Here is a 15,792-nt window from a genome sequence, read left to right as displayed (position 1 = left end):
TGCTCCCAGGTTACGTGACCTGCGCCACGAAGTGAAAAAAGCGTAGCCCACTCTTGCCAGTGGTGTACATCACTTCCCGGGGATTGTTATGTACTTTCCGATTGTGACCGGCCGGGGTGCGTCCCTGCGGCCGAGGTCTTGACGCCGATCCCAGACCCTCATAGAATTTCCACATAACAATAAAAGTTTTCCGAAGTACGGAAAAGCTAAGCAGCAAGAACGAGGAGGAACAGATGGACCCGAAGGATAAGAACAACGTCGTGGATTTCCCGGCACCCGGCCAGGAGCTGTACCTGCCGTTCGGCGCCACCGATCCCGACTTCTACATTCCGGCCGACTGTGACCGTGCAGGCGGGTTCTCCCGCTGGATGCGCGCGCTCCCGGTATTCGGCCGGCAGCGTCCCTAAGAGCTCCATCCTCGAAGGGACGCCGGACTCTGCGCAACAGAGCCAACGGGCGGGTGGCACCTGGGGAGGTGCCGCCCGCCTTTTCGTGCCCCGTGGTCTGCGCCGCCGGGCCCTGGCTGTGCGCCGTGGAACGCGCGAAAGGCCCCATGATGCGCAGATGCACTGTCCCTACCGATATTCCGGTAGCGACAGGGCATCTGCGCGTCGCCAGCCATTTTCCGCGTCGTCGGGAACGGACGGAGCCCGCAGCTTGCCCGGGCCTACCCGTTGATCAGCTTCCGCGCCGCTGCCGAGTGCTCCGCGATGAGCCCGGCCACGTCCAGGCCGGGGATCTGACCGTCCACCACGCGCCATTCGCCGCCCACCATCACGCGGTCTGCGCGATCCGCCCCGCACAGCAGCAGCGCCGCCACCGCGTCGTGGCTGCCGGAGAAGCGCAGGTCGTCGAGGCGGAAGAGTGCCAGGTCGGCCTGCATCCCCGGCGCCAGTTGACCAATATCGGAGCGTCCCAGCACGGCTGCCGAGCCCCGCGTCGCCCAGCCGAGAGCGCGCTCCACCGGCACGTCCGCCCCGTAGCGCAGCCGCTGCAGGTACAGCGCCTGCCGGGCCTCGAGGATCATGTTGGAGGCATCGTTCGACGCCGATCCGTCCACTCCCAGCCCCACCGGGACCCCGGCTGCCTCAAGTTCCAGAACACGTGCGGTGCCTGACGCGAGCCGCATGTTCGACGTCGGGCAGTGCGCGACGGCGGTGCCCGCGGCGCCGAGCCGGGCGATCTCGTCGTCGTTGAAGTGGATGCCGTGACCCAGCCAGGTGCGGTTGCCCAGCCAGCCGACACTCTCCAGATAGTCCACGGTGCGCAGGCCAAACATCGAGAGGCAGAAGTCTTCCTCGTCGATGGTTTCGGCGAGGTGCGTGTGCAGCCGGACGTCAAGCCGTTCTGCCATGGCTGCGCTCTCCGCCATGATCTCCTTGGTCACCGAGAACGGCGAACACGGGGCCAGCGCAATCTGGATGAAGGCGCCGTCGCCGCGCTCGTGGTACTTCGAAATGAGGCGTTCGCTGTCCGCCAGGATGACCTCCGGCCGCTGCACCGTGGACTGTGGCGGCAGGCCGCCGTCGTCCGTTCCCAAAGTCATAGAGCCGCGCGTGAGGGTGGCCCGCATGCCGAGTTCGCGCACGACGCCGACCTCCACGTCGATCGCGTCCTCGAGTCCCGCGGGAAACAGGTAGTGGTGGTCGGCTGCCGTGGTGCAGCCGGAGAGCAGCAGCTCGGCCAAGGCCACCTTCACCGCGAGTTCCAGGCTGTCCGGTGTCAGGCGTGCCCAGACCGGGTAGAGGTTGTGTAGCCAGGGGAACAGCGGGGCGTTGGCCACCGGACCCCAGGCGCGCGTGAGGGTTTGGTAGAAGTGGTGATGCGTGTTGATCAGGCCCGGCATCAGGACATGCGCGGAGGCGTCAAACGTCGAGTCGCAGGGCGCCGACGGCTGGCCGCCGGCCGGAACCAGCTCGGTGATGATGCCGCGGCTAATCACAATGCCGCCGCTGGCATCGAGCCCGTTGGCGGTGAAAACGGCGAGCGGGTTCCTGATCCAGAGGCTGGACGGGGATAGGGCCGGGGACGGGGAATGCGGGTGGGCCATGGATGGCTCCTTGTCTGGTCGGCAACAAATGCGTTCCAGCTCAGTGATGCCCTGTCTGCTGATCCAGGATGCCGGTTGCCCATGGGTAGCCGGTGGCAATCAGTGTAGGACGCACGCGGAAGCGCGTCAATGTGACCCGCTTGAAACCTGAATTTCACATCACGAAATTAAGTTTCCAGAAACTATGGTGCTGATCACAGGTCCGGTGCTAATCTCGATCTTGCCAAAGGCGGGCACCCGGACTCCGGGAAGCTATCTACCAGGCGAACCTTCAAAAGCACATGCTGAAGCCTGGTAGCCATATCACTGGCGCGTCCCCGTCTCAGGGTTACTGGGCTTCCTTGCCACTAAGGAAGTCGCAAAATGAGCACAACCGTCACGGCCGAACATTTCCTGGCCGCATCCATAAACCTGGCAACAGCCAACGTCCTGAACAGCGGCGGCCCGTTCGGCGCCGTCGTTGTCACCGCAGATGGCCACGCCTTCGAAGGCGTCAACCGGGTCACCGCCACAAACGACCCCACGGCCCACGCCGAGGTCACCGCCATCCGCAATGCCTGCCGCGAACTCGGCACCTTCGATCTCAGCGGAGCCACCCTCTACACGAGCTGCGAGCCCTGCCCCATGTGCCTGGCCTCGGCCCTCTGGGCCCGGATCGGCAACGTGGTCTTCGCCGCAGACCGGCACGACGCCGCCTCCGTGGGCTTCGACGACGCGGTCTTCTACGAGTACTTCGAGAACGAGGACCGGGATGTACTGATGCCCGTCGCCAAGCTGGAACTGGGCGACCCCCAGGCCCCCGCCATCCTGGAACCGTTCAACACCTGGAACACGCTCGATTCCAGGATTGACTACTAGGGCCGGTGGCTGACATGACAATCCTGGACCCCGCAGAAATGCGACCGGCAGCTGAAGAGCAGGCTGCGCCCGCAGGCGCAGGGCACACAGCGGCACCCCGGCCCCCGGCGTCGAAATCCCTTCTGGATGGTTTCTTCCAGATCACCAAGCGTGGCTCCACGCTGGCCCGCGAATTCCGCGGCGGCATTGTCACGTTCTTCACGATGGCCTACATCGTGATCCTCAACCCGCTGATCCTGGGCGGTTTCTCGGCCGAGAACGCCCCCACCGACGTCGCCGGCGGCTGGCTCCCGGCAGCACAGGTGGGCGCCGTCACCGGACTCACCGCCGGCGTCATGACCATTGTGTTCGGCCTCGTCGCCAACCTGCCGTTCGGGCTCGCGGCGGGCCTGGGCATCAACTCGTTCCTGGCCGTGGCCGTCATCCAGGACGTCACCTGGCCCGAAGCCATGGGCCTGGTTGTCATCAACGGCATCCTGATTGTCCTCTTCGGCGCCACGGGTGCCCGGACGGCGATCTTCAAGGCAGTCCCCAAGGAACTCAAGGCCGCCATCACCGTTGGCATCGGCCTGTTCATCGCCTTCATCGGCTTCGTCGACTCCGGTTTCGTCCGCCCAACCAAAGGCGGCCCACCGGTCCAGCTCGGCAATGACGGCTCCATCACCTCCATCCCCACCCTCGTCTTCATCGTCGGGCTGCTGGTCATGGGCATCCTCGTGGCCCGCAAGATCCAGGGCGGCCTCCTGATCGGCATCGTCGCCACCACCGTCCTCGCCGCCGTCGTCGAGGCCGTTATGAACATCGGGGCCGGCAGCGCCGACAACCCCGGTGGCTGGCACCTCAACGTGCCCGTGCTCGCTGGCCAGCTGGTCTCCGTCCCGGATCTCAGCCTGGTGGGGCAGTTCGACCTCTTCGGCTCGTTCTCAAGGATCGGCGGCCTGGCGGCCACCATGCTGGTCTTCACCCTGGTGTTCACCAACTTCTTCGACGCCATGGGCACCATGACCGGCCTCGCCAAGAGCGCTGGCGTGGCACACAAGGACGGCACCTTCCCCAAGCTGAAGTCGGCCTTCATCGTCGAAGGCCTCGGCGCAGTGGCCGGTGGCGCGACGTCCGGGTCTTCGAACACCGTTTACATCGATTCCGCCGCGGGAATCGGCGAAGGTGCCCGTACTGGCCTGGCCTCCGTGGTCACCGGTGTGCTGTTCCTGGGCTCGATGTTCTTTACGCCGCTGACCTCGGTGGTGCCGCTCGAAGTGGCGGCTGCCGCCCTGGTGGTAGTGGGCGCCATGATGATGGCACAGATCCGCGAGATCAAGTTCAGCAAGTTCTCGATCGCACTGCCGGCCTTCCTGACCATCATCACCATGCCGCTGACCTACTCGATCGCCAACGGCATCGGCGTCGGATTCATCTCCTTCGCGGTCATCAGTGCGGCGTCCGGCCGGGTCAGGAAGGTCCATCCGCTCATGTGGGTGGTCACCGCGGGCTTCATCATCTACTTCGCCCGCGGGCCGATCAACGCCCTGCTGGGCGCGTAGGCCCCCGGCGTAACCGCCCATTCGGGCGCCTCAAACGCGGTCCATCCGCACCCACCGCATCGAGTAGGCGTCCGCCGCCGTGGTCCGCAGCACCGGAACCCACGACGGCGGGCGGCGGTGGAGTGCGGCTGCTCCGTCACGGACCGGGGTGGGATTAGAGGCCCCGCCCCGGTCCCCTCAAACAACTCCCCTGACTTTCCCTCTACACCAGCAAGGAATGAGATTATGAGGCAAGACCGCGCACTGTTCCGGACAGGCTTCCCGTCCGGAACCTCAGTGGTAAAGGACGTGTTGCCATGCTGGACCTAATACCTTCACTGGGAGGCTGGCGGCCCGCGGTCTCCGGCCAGCGTTGCGCCGTCGCCACCATCGTGGCCGCGGGAGGCTCCGTGCCCCGGCCGCTCGGCACCTCCATGCTTGTGTCGGAACACGGGGACGTCCTCGGCAGTCTCTCCGGCGGCTGCGTGGAGGGCGCCGTGGTGGACGCCGCCCTTGAGGCCATGCGCGACGGCGGCATCCGCCTTGAGTCGTTCGGCTACAGTGCCGAGGACGCGTTCGCCGTCGGACTCTCCTGTGGAGGAGAACTGGAAGTACACATCCAGCCGCTCGGTGTTGGCTCCCCTGAACTATCTGTATTGCGCGGTTTTGGTGACGCTGGCCGCAACGTGGCCGAAGGCCCCGCAGCCCGGGGGCTTGCCGCCCTGGCACTGATCCGCAGGCTCGATGCCGGCGGAGGCGTGGTGGTCGTCGACGATCCTGTGAGGTTCCGCGCCATGGAGTCGCCGGAACTCGCAATGCTGGTGGGCGACCATCCCGCTACTGTTTTTGCGGCGGCAGCCCAACTCGAACCACTGCTCCAAGGCGGCCGCGCGGGCCTTATCCGGCTTGCACCTCCCGCCGGCTGCACCGGCGGCTCGGAGGCGACACAGCCCGAACCCATCACGCTGTTTGTGGAAAGCCGGCTCCCCGCCGCGCGTATGCTCATTTTCGGCGCCAACGACTTCGGCGCCGCGCTGCTCCCGGCCGGGAAGCTCCTCGGCTACGACGTCACGCTCTGCGACGCCCGCCCCGCGTTCTCCCGGCAAAGCCGCTTCCTCGCCGCCAACCAGGTGGTCACGGACTGGCCGCACCGCTACCTTGCCGCAGAAGCAGCCGCAGGCCGGGTGGACGGCCGCACCGTGGTGTGCGTGCTGACCCACGACCCCAAGTTCGACATCCCGCTGCTGGAAACCGCGCTCGGCCTGGGCCTCGCCTATGTGGGCGCAATGGGTTCGCGGCGAAGCCACCGCCAGCGCATCGACGCGCTGCTCGCGTACGGCACGCCGGCCGAGGCACTGGAGCGGCTGCATTCGCCCATCGGACTCGACCTTGGGGCTGTCACGCCTGCCGAGGTCGCGGTGTCCATTACGGCCGAGATCATCGCCTCCCGTGGCCGGGCCGGACGAGGCAGCACCACGCCGGCGCCGCTCAAGGCATCCTCGCTCAAGGACGGCAGCGGCCCCATCCACCCCACATCGACACCCCGCACGCACGAAGCCCGCCAGGAGAACCCATGGACATGAACACCATCGAGGCCGTCGTCCCCACGACGGACCCCGCCGACTGGCGCGACGGCGATGCCTGGCTGGCCGGTGGCACGGTCCTGTTCTCCTACGGGAGTACTGTTTTGAAGCGGCTGCTGGACCTGGGCGAAGCGGGTTGGCCGGCCGTAACCGTGAGCGACGCCGGGATCGAGCTGGCCGCGACATGCACCGTCGCGGAGCTCTACGCACTGCCGGATTCGGAGGCCGTCGCCGGCAGGAAGTGGCCGGGCCTGGACTTGTTCCGGCCGTGCTGCGACTCCTTCGTGGCATCCTTCAAGATCTGGAACATGTCCACGGTGGGCGGCAACCTGTGCACCTCGCTGCCGGCCGGGCCCATGATCTCGCTCTGCGCCGGGCTGGACGCCACCGCCACCATCCTCGGCCCCGGCGGCAGCAGCCGCACGGTCCCGGTGGCCACGTTCATCACCGGGGACGGGCAAAACAGCCTGGCACCCGGGGAGCTCCTGCGCAGCATCCACCTGCCGGCGTCGGCCCTGTCCTCGAAAGTGGCCTTCCGGCGGCTTTCGCTCAGCAACCTCGGCCGTTCCGGGGTGCTGCTGATCGGACGGCGCGACGCCGACGGCGGCCTGGTCATCACCGTCACCGCCGCGACCAAACGCCCCGTGCAGCTGCGGTTCGCCGCCGCCAAGATGGCCGGCCCCGCGGCCCTGGCGGCCGCCGTCGGGAAGGCCATCCCGGCGGAGCTGTACCACGATGACATCCACGGGCTGCCCGAATGGCGCCGGGACATGACCCTCCGGCTCGCCGAGGAGATCCGTGCGGAACTGCTGGAAGAACGGCTCACCGTGTCGGGAGATTTCTGGACCGGCCAGCCGCACGCCTTGTCGCCGCAGCCAAGCGCGCAACCCGAAACAACACAGAACAAGCAGCAGAAGGAGGCCTGAGCATGGCAATCGAAATCAACGGCACCGCCACCCCGGCCACACCCCGCCCCGGCCAGTGCCTGCGCACGTTCCTGCGCGAACAGGGCACCTTCGGGGTCAAAAAGGGCTGCGACGGCGGCGACTGCGGTGCCTGCACCGTCCACGTGAATGGCACCCCCGTACACAGCTGCATCTACCCGGCCGTCCGCGCCGACGGCAAGGCCGTCACCACCATCGAAGGCCTCGCCCAGGGCGGTGCACTGCACCCCGTGCAGGAGCAGTTCCTGGCCGAACAGGGCTTCCAATGCGGCTTCTGCACCGCCGGCATGATGATGACCGCAGCCACCTTCGACGACGAACAGAAGTCCAACCTGCCCCGCAGCCTCAAAGGCAACCTCTGCCGCTGCACCGGCTACCGTTCCATCGCGGACGCAGTGTGCGGGACCCGCGACAAGCACAATCACGACGGCGGCGCGGCAGCTGGCGCGGCCCGTCCGGCTTCCGCGGCCGGAACCACCGCCGCCGGAACCACCGCCGCCGGAACCACCGCCGCCGGCACCACGGCAGCCCGGGCGGGGCAGCTCGGCGACAACGTGCCCGCCCCGGCGGGCCTCGCCGTCGTCACCGGCACCGCCCGCTACACACTCGATGTCCCCGCCGACGAGCTAGAAGGCCTGCTGCACCTGAAGCTGCTGCGCTCACCCCACGCGCACGCCCGGATTGTCTCCATCGACCGGACGGCCGCGCTCCAGGTGCCCGGCGTCGTCGCGGTCTTCACCCACGAGGACGCCCCGGCGCAGCACTTCTCCACCGCCCAGCACGAGCTCTACACGGACGATCCCGACGACACCCGCGTCCTCGATGACGTGGTGCGGTTCATCGGCCAGCGCGTGGCCGCCGTCGTGGCCGAATCGGTGGGTGCAGCCGAGGCCGGGGCCCGCGCCCTGCACGTGGAATACGAGGTGCTGGACACCGTCTTCAGCCCGCAGGACGCCATGCTTCCCGGCGCTCCGGCCCTGCACGGGGACAAGGACGCGGTGAAGGCCAGGATCTCGCGCCCGCGGCAGAACGTGGTGGCCGAGCTGCACTCGGAACTGGGCAGCGTGGCGGACGGTTTCGCCGCTGCCGACTTCGTCCACGAGCACACCTACCGGACGCAGCGCGTGCAGCACGTCGCCCTGGAAACGCACTCCTCCATCGCCTGGCTCGACGACGAAGACCGCCTGGTCGTCCGGACCTCCAGCCAGGTCCCGTTCCTGGTCAGGCGCACGCTGGGCCGCGTGTTCGATCTGTCGGAGGACCGGATCCGCGTGTTGGCCGGCCGCGTGGGCGGCGGCTTCGGCGGCAAGCAGGAAGTGCTCACCGAGGACCTCGTTGCCCTCGCAACGCTCACGCTGCGCCGGCCCGTGCAGGTGGAGTTCACGCGCACGGAGCAGTTCACCGCTACCACCACTCGGCACCCCTTCACCATCAAACTCAAGGCGGGCGCCAGCAAGGACGGGCTCCTCACCGCCCTGCAGCTGGACGTGGTCACCAACACCGGCGCCTACGGCAACCACGCCCCCGGCGTGATGTTCCACGGCTGCGGCGAATCGCTGGCCGTGTACAAGTGCGCCAACAAGAAAGTGGACGCGCATGCCGTCTACACCGACACCGTGCCGGCCGGGGCCTTCCGCGGCTACGGGCTCAGCCAGGTGATCTTCGCGATTGAGTCGGCCATCGATGAGCTGGCTGTTGGCATCGGCATGGATCCCCTGGAATTCCGGCGCCGGAACATGGTGCGCGAAGGCGATGACATGCTCTCCACCAACCCCGAGCCCGAGGAGGACGTCCACTACGGCAGCTACGGCCTGGACCAGTGCATCTCCCTGGTGCGTGATGCCCTGGACCGCGGCAAACAGCGCTACCGCGACGCCGGCCTCGACGACCTCGGTCCGGACTGGGTCACCGGCGAAGGTTCCGCGCTGTCCATGATCGACACCGTCCCGCCCCGCGGCCACTTCGCCCACACCCGCGTGAGCCTGCTCCCGGACGGCACGTTCGCGGCCGACGTCGGGACCGCCGAATTCGGCAACGGCACCACCACGGTGCACGCGCAGCTGGCCGCGACGGCGCTCGCCACCACAGCGGGCAAGGTGGCCGTGCGGCAGTCCGATACCGACCTGGTGGAGCACGACACCGGTGCGTTCGGTTCGGCCGGGACGGTGGTGGCCGGCAAGGCCACCCTGATGGCGGCTACCGAGCTGGCCTCACGGATCGTCACCGTCGCCGCGGCGCTTACCGGTGTTCCGGAGACCGAGTGCGTGCTCGACGACGGCGGCGTGGACTGTGCCGGACGGCGGGTTCCGCTCGCAGACATCCACGACGCCGCGCGGCACCAGGGCGTGCAGCTCGCCGTCGAGGGCAACTGGGACGGGACCCCGCGATCGGTCGCGTTCAACGTCCACGGGTTCCGGGTGGCGGTCAACACCGGCACGGGGGAGCTACGGATCCTGCAGAGCGTGCAGGCAGCCGACGCCGGCGTGGTGGTCAACCCGCGGCAGTGCCGCGGCCAGATCGAGGGAGGCATCGCGCAGGCGCTGGGCGCTGCACTGTATGAGGAGGTCCGGGTGGACGACGCCGGCCGGGTCACCACGGACATCCTGCGGCAGTACCACATCCCGTCCTTCGCGGACGTGCCGCGCAGCGAGGTCTACTTCGCCTCCACCAACGACCAGGTGGGCCCGCTCGGGGCGAAGTCCATGAGCGAAAGCCCGTTCAACCCGGTGGCCCCGGCCCTGGCCAATGCGATCCGGAACGCCACGGGGGTCCGGTTCGCGGAGCTGCCGATCGGCCGAGACAAGATCTATATGGGTTTGAAGGAAGGAGGTCCAGTTCGGTCCCGCTGACACCATTGCTGACCGTTTGTGACCGGGCGTGATTCGGCGACCCCTTGACTGATGCGTGACCTAGGTCATACCGTTATTTCACTACTCGATACCCATCTTCCGCATTATGGAAATTGCAATGACGCTCCTGCCGGTAGTTTCCGGCGCGAATCCCACTGCGGAATGCATGGACGACCTCTTCAAGAAGTGAGATAACGATGCAAAAACCACCGTTGACCGACGTCGACTCGGAACCCGAGACAGCAGTTGACTTGGGCAAAGCGGCCCACCCCTCTATGGGTGTCGACGCGCTTTGTGATTCAGCCACCGCCGTCTCAGGCCAGGCCATCAGCCCCACCTTGTACAACGTAGACCTTGCCCCCACCAAGCGTGAAGGCCGCCGGTGGACCGGCTATAGCATCTTCACGCTCTGGGCCAACGACGTCCACAGCCTCGGCAACTATGCCTTCGCCATCGGCCTCTTCGCCCTTGGGCTTGGAGGCTGGCAGATCCTCCTTGCCTTGGGCATCGGAGCCGTACTGCTCTTTGCCCTGCTCAACTTCTCCGGCTTCATGGGGGTCAAGACCGGTGTACCGTTCCCTGTCATGAGCCGGATCAGCTTCGGTATCCGCGGTGCCCAGATCTCCAGCCTGCTCCGCGGCGCCGTCGCCATCGCCTGGTTTGGGATCCAGACGTACCTGGCCTCGGTGGTCCTCCGCGTAATGCTCGTGGCCATGGTGCCCTCCCTCAAGGAGCTGGATGGCAACTCCATCATGGGCCTGTCCACACTCGGCTGGATTGCCTTCGTTGCACTGTGGATCGTCCAGCTGGTCATCGTCAGTTTCGGCATGGAAATGATCCGCAAGTATGAGGCCTTCGCCGGGCCCATCATCCTGGTGACCATGGCTGCCATCGCCATCTGGATCTTCGCGGAAGCCGGCGGCTCCATCGCCTGGGCACCGGACAATGCGCTCGAAGGCGCCGACATGTGGCGCACCATCTTTGCCGGCGGCGCACTGTGGGTCTCCATCTACGGAACCTTCGTCCTGAACTTCTGCGACTTCACCCGCTCGGCGGTCTCCAAAAAGGCCGTGGTCCGCGGAAACTTCTGGGGCATCCCCATCAACATGCTCGTCTTCGGTGCCATCGTGGTCGTCATGGCAGGCGGCCAGTTCAAAATCAGCGGCAAGATCATCGAGAGCCCCTCGGACATCGTCCAGACCATCCCGAACACGCTCTTCCTTGTCCTGGCCTGCCTGGCCCTGCTGATCCTGACCATCGCCGTGAACCTGATGGCCAACTTCGTGGCCCCCGTCTATGCACTGACGAACCTGTTCCCCAAGCACCTGAACTTCCGCAAGGCGGCCTGGGTCAGCGGTACGATCGGCCTCATCATCCTTCCATGGAACCTCTACAACAACCCCCTGGTCATTGTGTACTTCCTCGGCGGACTGGGCGCGCTGCTGGGGCCGCTGTTCGGCGTGGTCATGGCAGACTACTGGCTGCTTCGCCGCGGCAAGGTCAACGTGCCGGAGCTCTACATCGAGTCACCCACGGGAGCCTACTACTACAAAAAGGGTTACAACCCCAAAGCGATCATGGCACTGATACCGGCTGCCACCGTCGCCCTCGTGATCGCTTTTGTCCCGGCCTTCGAGGGAGCCGCCCCGTTCTCCTGGTTCTTCGCAGCAGGCATCGCGGCAGTGGTGTACTACCTGATTGCGGATCGCACGCAGCAGTTCGACGACGTCGACGGCGAGCCCATCGCCATCGTCAGCACCCACTAACCAACTGTCCCGAAAGGGGAAAGCACCATGCGCATCCTTGTGGCCAACGTCAACACCACACAGTCCATGACCGACTCCATCGCCGCCTCGGCCCGTAGTGTGGCGGCACCCGGAACGGAAATCATTGGAATCACGCCCCGCTTCGGTGCCGATTCCTGCGAGGGGAACTTCGAAAGCTACCTCGCGGCCATCGCCGTGATGGACGCCGTGGTCAACTACCCGGAACCGTACGACGCCGTCATCCAGGCCGGCTACGGCGAGCACGGCCGCGAAGGGCTCCAGGAGCTCCTGGACGTTCCGGTGGTGGACATCACCGAGGCGGCCGCGAGCACCGCGATGTTCCTGGGCCACAAGTACTCCGTGATCACCACCCTGGACCGGGCCGTGCCGCTGATCGAGGACCGGCTGAAGCTGGCCGGCCTCGACGCCCGGTGCGCCTCGGTCCGGGCCAGCGGCATGGCCGTCCTTGAACTGGAGGAGGAGCCGGAGCGCGCGGTGGAAGCCATCATCGAACAGGCGCTGCTGGCTGTCCGCGAGGACAAGGCGGAAGTTATTGTCCTGGGCTGCGGCGGCATGGCCGGTCTGGACGAGGAAATCCGGAAGCGTGCCGGAGTCCCCGTGGTGGACGGCGTGGCGGCTGCCGTCACCATCGCTGAATCGCTGGTCCGGCTTCGGCTGAGCACCTCAAAGGTCCGGACCTACGCCACCCCGCGGCCCAAGACAGTCATAGGCTGGCCCATAACGGCAGCGGAAGTGCCCGCTGCACCTTAGCCCGCCATCAAAACAAGGAGCGACCCCATGACTGCAACCCACCGGCCCGTACAACCCCACCGGCCGGCGCCGGTCGCCGTCGTGACCGGTGCAGGCTCCGGGATTGGCAGGGCGGTGGCGCGGCTCATGCTGGCCGACGGGTACCGCGTGGTGTTGGCCGGCCGCCGTGAGGCTCCGCTGCTGGAGTCCGCGGCCGGCCACCGCCAGGCGCTGACGGTGCCCTGCGACGTGACAATGCCCGACGACGTCGAGCGCCTTTTCGCTGCGGCTCTCGGAAAGTGGGGGAGAGTTGACGTCCTGTTCAACAACGCGGGCGTGTTCGGCCCGGCCGCGTCGGTGGATGAAATCAGCGCGGCCGACTGGGACGCGGTGGTGGCGGTGAACCTGACCGGCTCCATGCTCTGCGCCGCCACTGCCGTACGGGCCATGAAATCCCAGGAGCCGCAGGGTGGCCGCATCATCAACAACGGGTCCATTGCAGCGCATTCGCCGCGGCCCCGGACGGTGGCCTATACGGTCACCAAGCACGCCATGACGGGTCTGACCAAGAGCATCGAGCTGGACGGCAGGGACTTCGGCATCACCTGCGGCCAGATCGACATCGGCAACACGGCCACGGACATTATGGGCACCATCGGCGTGGACTCCGGCGCCCTGCAGGCTGACGGCAGCCGCAGGGTGGAGCCCACGTTCCCGGTGCAGGACGCCGCGCGTGCCGTGCTCCTGATGGCAGGCATGCCGCCGTCGGCCAGTGTGGGCTCGGTGGTGATCACGGCCGCAGGGATGCCGTTCATCGGCCGGGGGTAGCTAGATGTACTGACCGGACACGTTGATCAATCGTGAGAAGGGCGGCTGGCTGCCGCATGCGGTGTGGGGTCGGTGAGGGTTGTAGTAGTGCAGCCAGCCATGTAGCTCCCCACGACGCTCAGCCTTGGAGGTATAGCAGCGGGCGTAGGCCCAGCCGTCGGCCAGTGTGCGGTGGAAGCGCTCGATCTTGCCGTTCGTCTGTGGGCGATACGGGCGGGTGCGCTTGTGCTTGATTTCAAGTTCGGCGCAGGTGTCCCGCCACACGTGTGAGCGGTAGGCGCCACCGTTGTCAGACAGAACGCGCTCGACGGTGATGCCCCGCTGGTTGAACCACTCGACAGCGCGAACGAGCACCGCTGTGGCAGTTTGGGCGGTTTCGTCATCATGGATTTCGGCGTAGGCGACGCGGGAATGGTCGTCGATGACGGTGTGGACGTAGGCGTAGCCCAGAAGTGGGTCACTGTGTTTGTTGCGCGGCTTGCCGGGTGTCTTGGCGCGGTTCTTCTCGCCTTGTCGGCGGCCAACGTAGCGCCAGCCTCCGCCGTCGGGGATGTTGCCGAGCTTTTTCACATCTACATGGATCATGGAGCCGGGGTGGTCATGCTCGTATCGACGGATCGGTTCACCGGTAGCACGGTCGACATGCGACAGGTGGTTCAGGTGAACCGAGGTGAGGATGCGGTGAACCGTCGACGGGGCAATCCCAAACGGAAAGCCAACTGAACGGGCCCCTCGGGGAGACGCAAACGAAGGGTGATGCATCGACGACTGGTCTTCGCGCTGGTTTTGTTCGGCGAGTGGTGTGGCCGCGAGGATCGGTCCTGCATCGACTGGCCTACTCGGTACCGCTCGACCCATCTCTTGACCGTGGGCCACGAGACCTGGAATCGGGCGGCAACTTCGCTGATCGGCCAACCGTCATCGACGACGAGGCGGGCGACCTTTAGCCGGTGGCGCGGTGTGAGGGCAGCGTTTGGGTGGGTCATGAATTCCCTCGGAGACGGAAAGGGGCCAGCCGGATTCGGCTGCTCGAGCAGGGCACGTAGTGTCAGCCGGCCGCTAAACTGTTCCGCCGATGACCAACAAGTTCATGTGCCTGGTCAGCCGGTCCGGTCTGAATCGGACGGGTCCGCCGCTGTCAGCGAGCCGGAGTGGGCGCGTGCGGTGGGGTCCCTGCGGACCTTGATCAGGCTTGCGACTGTGGTCACTGTCAGGATGACTGCGATGACGATGAGGCTGATGTTGGTGCTGATCTCCGGCACGCGGCCATCGATGCCGTGCCCCCAGTGCAGAACAAGTTTCACGCCGATGAATGCCAGAATAAGCGCCAGACCTGTGGAGAGGTAGACCAGGCGGTCCAGAAGCCCCTTAACGAGGAAGAACAGGGCCCGCAGCCCTAGCAGGGCGAAGGCATTGGCGGTGAAGACAATATACGGTTCGGCGGTAATACCGAAAATAGCCGGGATTGAGTCGAGCGCGAACAGCAGGTCGGTGCTGCCGATTGCGAGCAGCACAATAAACAGGGGCGTCACTGCCCTACGGCCGGCGCTGCGCGTGAACATCCGCCCGCCCTCGTAGTCCTTTGTGACGGTCAGCGCGCGGCGGGCCACACGGACCAGCACGTTGTCATGGACATCCGGGTCGGCGTTGCGGTGCCGGTAAAGCTGCACAGCCGTCACAATCAGGATCAGGCCGAAGATCAGGAACATGAAGGAGAACAGCTGGAGCAGTGCTGCGCCCAGGGCGATGAAGATCGCCCGCAGGACCAGGGCCAGTGCTATGCCGAAAATCAGGACTTTCTGCTGGTACTTCTCGGGGACGGCGAAGGTCGACATGATGATCACGAAGACGAAGAGGTTATCGATGGAGAGGCTTTTCTCGACGATATAACCCGCGAAGTATTCTGCGCCGAAGTCCCAGCCCACCTGCATTGCGAAGACCAGTCCGAAGGCAATGGCCACGGCAATATAGAGAATCGATGAAATTGCGGCCTCGCGGAACTTCACGACGTGCGGCCGTGCGGCAGCCAGTCCAAGATCCAGGGCGAGCAGCCCGAGAATAAGTCCGATGGTGATAGTCCAGCGAAGTACACTGACTTCGAGCATTGGTGGCCTTTCTTGTCATCAACTGAAACTGGCTGATTGCTTTCCCTGCGCTCCCGGCCGCCGACCGGGCGCCTGCGGGTCCGATGGACTATTGTCCTTGAAATGGCAACCAAGGATTTTGACTCAGGGACACCCGCCGGGGCCGCCGCCGAGACGCAGTGGACGTTCCTCACCAACCATGCCCACGTCCTGCTCACTATCGCCCGCGATCCGCAGATCCGGATGCGCGACGTCGCCACCCGGGTGGGCGTTACGGAGCGTGCTGCGCAAAAGATAACTGCTGACCTTGTGGAGGCCGGCTATATCACCAGAACCCGTGCCGGACGGCGCAACAGCTACACCGTCGCCACCGGTCGTCCTCTCCGCCATCCCCTCGATGCCGGCCACGAACTGGACGAACTCCTCGCGGTCCTCGTCCCGGAATCCACCTCCCAACCCTAGACACATGAACTACAGTTCGCTAATCTGAGTTCAGTAGTTGAATCATACGCTACCTGCATCAGGTGGCGGGATGGCCGGCCGGAGTGTCTTCGGCACGG

Annotated in this window: 12 protein-coding genes and 1 pseudogene; 10 read left to right on the top strand and 3 right to left on the bottom strand. The window is 66.0% G+C overall.

Going from position 1 to position 15,792, the window contains the following annotated elements:
• The first annotated feature begins 233 nt into the window (after nucleotides 1-233).
• On the top strand, nucleotides 234-407 hold the full coding sequence (locus NG696_RS09445) for a hypothetical protein (RefSeq protein WP_252568385.1): 174 nt from the start codon (nucleotides 234-236) through the stop codon (nucleotides 405-407).
• Between the two features lie 260 nt (nucleotides 408-667).
• Here NG696_RS09445 and NG696_RS09440 read toward each other — a convergent pair whose 3' ends face one another.
• Nucleotides 668-2,050: an 8-oxoguanine deaminase gene (locus NG696_RS09440; RefSeq protein WP_252575265.1), complete on the bottom strand. Its 1,383-nt coding sequence runs from the start codon at nucleotides 2,048-2,050 to the stop codon at nucleotides 668-670.
• 363 nt (nucleotides 2,051-2,413) lie between these two features.
• Here NG696_RS09440 and NG696_RS09435 point away from each other — a divergent pair, with 363 nt between their 5' ends.
• From NG696_RS09435 to NG696_RS09400, 8 genes are all read left to right on the top strand, one after another.
• Nucleotides 2,414-2,908, top strand: a complete 495-nt coding sequence (locus tag NG696_RS09435) for a nucleoside deaminase (protein ID WP_252568382.1) — start codon at nucleotides 2,414-2,416, stop codon at nucleotides 2,906-2,908.
• A gap of 14 nt (nucleotides 2,909-2,922) precedes the next feature.
• Complete coding sequence (locus NG696_RS09430; RefSeq protein ID WP_256472081.1) at nucleotides 2,923-4,449, top strand: NCS2 family permease; 1,527 nt, start codon at nucleotides 2,923-2,925, stop codon at nucleotides 4,447-4,449.
• A 296-nt stretch (nucleotides 4,450-4,745) separates the two neighbouring features.
• Nucleotides 4,746-6,011 carry an XdhC family protein gene (locus NG696_RS09425; protein WP_252575263.1) on the top strand — a complete coding sequence of 422 codons (1,266 nt, stop codon included), beginning with the start codon at nucleotides 4,746-4,748 and terminating at the stop codon, nucleotides 6,009-6,011.
• Entirely contained in the window at nucleotides 6,002-6,937 is a 936-nt protein-coding gene (locus NG696_RS09420; protein WP_252568379.1) for an FAD binding domain-containing protein, read from the top strand. Before NG696_RS09425 ends, NG696_RS09420 begins: the two co-directional genes overlap by 10 nt.
• A gap of 2 nt (nucleotides 6,938-6,939) precedes the next feature.
• Complete coding sequence (locus NG696_RS09415; protein ID WP_252575262.1) at nucleotides 6,940-9,804, top strand: molybdopterin-dependent oxidoreductase; 2,865 nt, start codon at nucleotides 6,940-6,942, stop codon at nucleotides 9,802-9,804.
• A 197-nt stretch (nucleotides 9,805-10,001) separates the two neighbouring features.
• A complete protein-coding gene (locus NG696_RS09410) occupies nucleotides 10,002-11,570 on the top strand; it encodes an NCS1 family nucleobase:cation symporter-1 (RefSeq protein WP_252575261.1) in 1,569 nt (522 codons plus the stop codon).
• Nucleotides 11,571-11,597: 27 nt separating this feature from the next.
• Entirely contained in the window at nucleotides 11,598-12,341 is a 744-nt protein-coding gene (locus NG696_RS09405) for an aspartate/glutamate racemase family protein (protein WP_252575260.1), read from the top strand.
• A gap of 27 nt (nucleotides 12,342-12,368) precedes the next feature.
• Nucleotides 12,369-13,148, top strand: a complete 780-nt coding sequence (locus NG696_RS09400) for an SDR family oxidoreductase (RefSeq protein WP_252575259.1) — start codon at nucleotides 12,369-12,371, stop codon at nucleotides 13,146-13,148.
• Here NG696_RS09400 and NG696_RS09395 read toward each other — a convergent pair.
• Nucleotides 13,149-14,134: pseudogene (locus tag NG696_RS09395) on the bottom strand (IS481 family transposase).
• Nucleotides 14,135-14,248: 114 nt separating this feature from the next.
• Entirely contained in the window at nucleotides 14,249-15,253 is a 1,005-nt protein-coding gene (locus NG696_RS09390) for a TerC/Alx family metal homeostasis membrane protein (RefSeq protein ID WP_104063510.1), read from the bottom strand.
• Nucleotides 15,254-15,355: 102 nt separating this feature from the next.
• On the opposite strand from NG696_RS09390, the gene NG696_RS09385 reads away from it, so the two are divergent.
• The gene (locus tag NG696_RS09385; RefSeq protein ID WP_104063511.1) at nucleotides 15,356-15,694 is read left to right on the top strand and encodes a helix-turn-helix transcriptional regulator; all 339 of its coding nucleotides are present in this window, start codon (nucleotides 15,356-15,358) and stop codon (nucleotides 15,692-15,694) included.
• The last annotated feature ends 98 nt before the right edge of the window (nucleotides 15,695-15,792 follow it).

This window comes from Pseudarthrobacter cellobiosi, assembly GCF_023913755.1.
In the GTDB taxonomy this organism is placed as follows: Bacteria; Actinomycetota; Actinomycetes; order Actinomycetales; family Micrococcaceae; genus Arthrobacter; species Arthrobacter cellobiosi.
Note: the sequence above shows the minus strand (reverse complement) of the source record. Positions and strands in the feature narration are given on the sequence as shown.

Excerpts from the sequence above, each read along its gene's own strand:
- NG696_RS09445 (WP_252568385.1), top strand. The coding sequence starts at position 234 with ATGGACCCGAAGGATAAGAACAACGTCGTGGATTTCCCGGCACCCGGC.
- NG696_RS09440 (WP_252575265.1), bottom strand. The coding sequence starts at position 2,050 with ATGGCCCACCCGCATTCCCCGTCCCCGGCCCTATCCCCGTCCAGCCTC.
- NG696_RS09435 (WP_252568382.1), top strand. The coding sequence starts at position 2,414 with ATGAGCACAACCGTCACGGCCGAACATTTCCTGGCCGCATCCATAAAC.
- NG696_RS09430 (WP_256472081.1), top strand. The coding sequence starts at position 2,923 with ATGACAATCCTGGACCCCGCAGAAATGCGACCGGCAGCTGAAGAGCAG.
- NG696_RS09425 (WP_252575263.1), top strand. The coding sequence starts at position 4,746 with ATGCTGGACCTAATACCTTCACTGGGAGGCTGGCGGCCCGCGGTCTCC.
- NG696_RS09420 (WP_252568379.1), top strand. The coding sequence starts at position 6,002 with ATGGACATGAACACCATCGAGGCCGTCGTCCCCACGACGGACCCCGCC.
- NG696_RS09415 (WP_252575262.1), top strand. The coding sequence starts at position 6,940 with ATGGCAATCGAAATCAACGGCACCGCCACCCCGGCCACACCCCGCCCC.
- NG696_RS09410 (WP_252575261.1), top strand. The coding sequence starts at position 10,002 with ATGCAAAAACCACCGTTGACCGACGTCGACTCGGAACCCGAGACAGCA.
- NG696_RS09405 (WP_252575260.1), top strand. The coding sequence starts at position 11,598 with ATGCGCATCCTTGTGGCCAACGTCAACACCACACAGTCCATGACCGAC.
- NG696_RS09400 (WP_252575259.1), top strand. The coding sequence starts at position 12,369 with ATGACTGCAACCCACCGGCCCGTACAACCCCACCGGCCGGCGCCGGTC.
- NG696_RS09390 (WP_104063510.1), bottom strand. The coding sequence starts at position 15,253 with ATGCTCGAAGTCAGTGTACTTCGCTGGACTATCACCATCGGACTTATT.
- NG696_RS09385 (WP_104063511.1), top strand. The coding sequence starts at position 15,356 with ATGGCAACCAAGGATTTTGACTCAGGGACACCCGCCGGGGCCGCCGCC.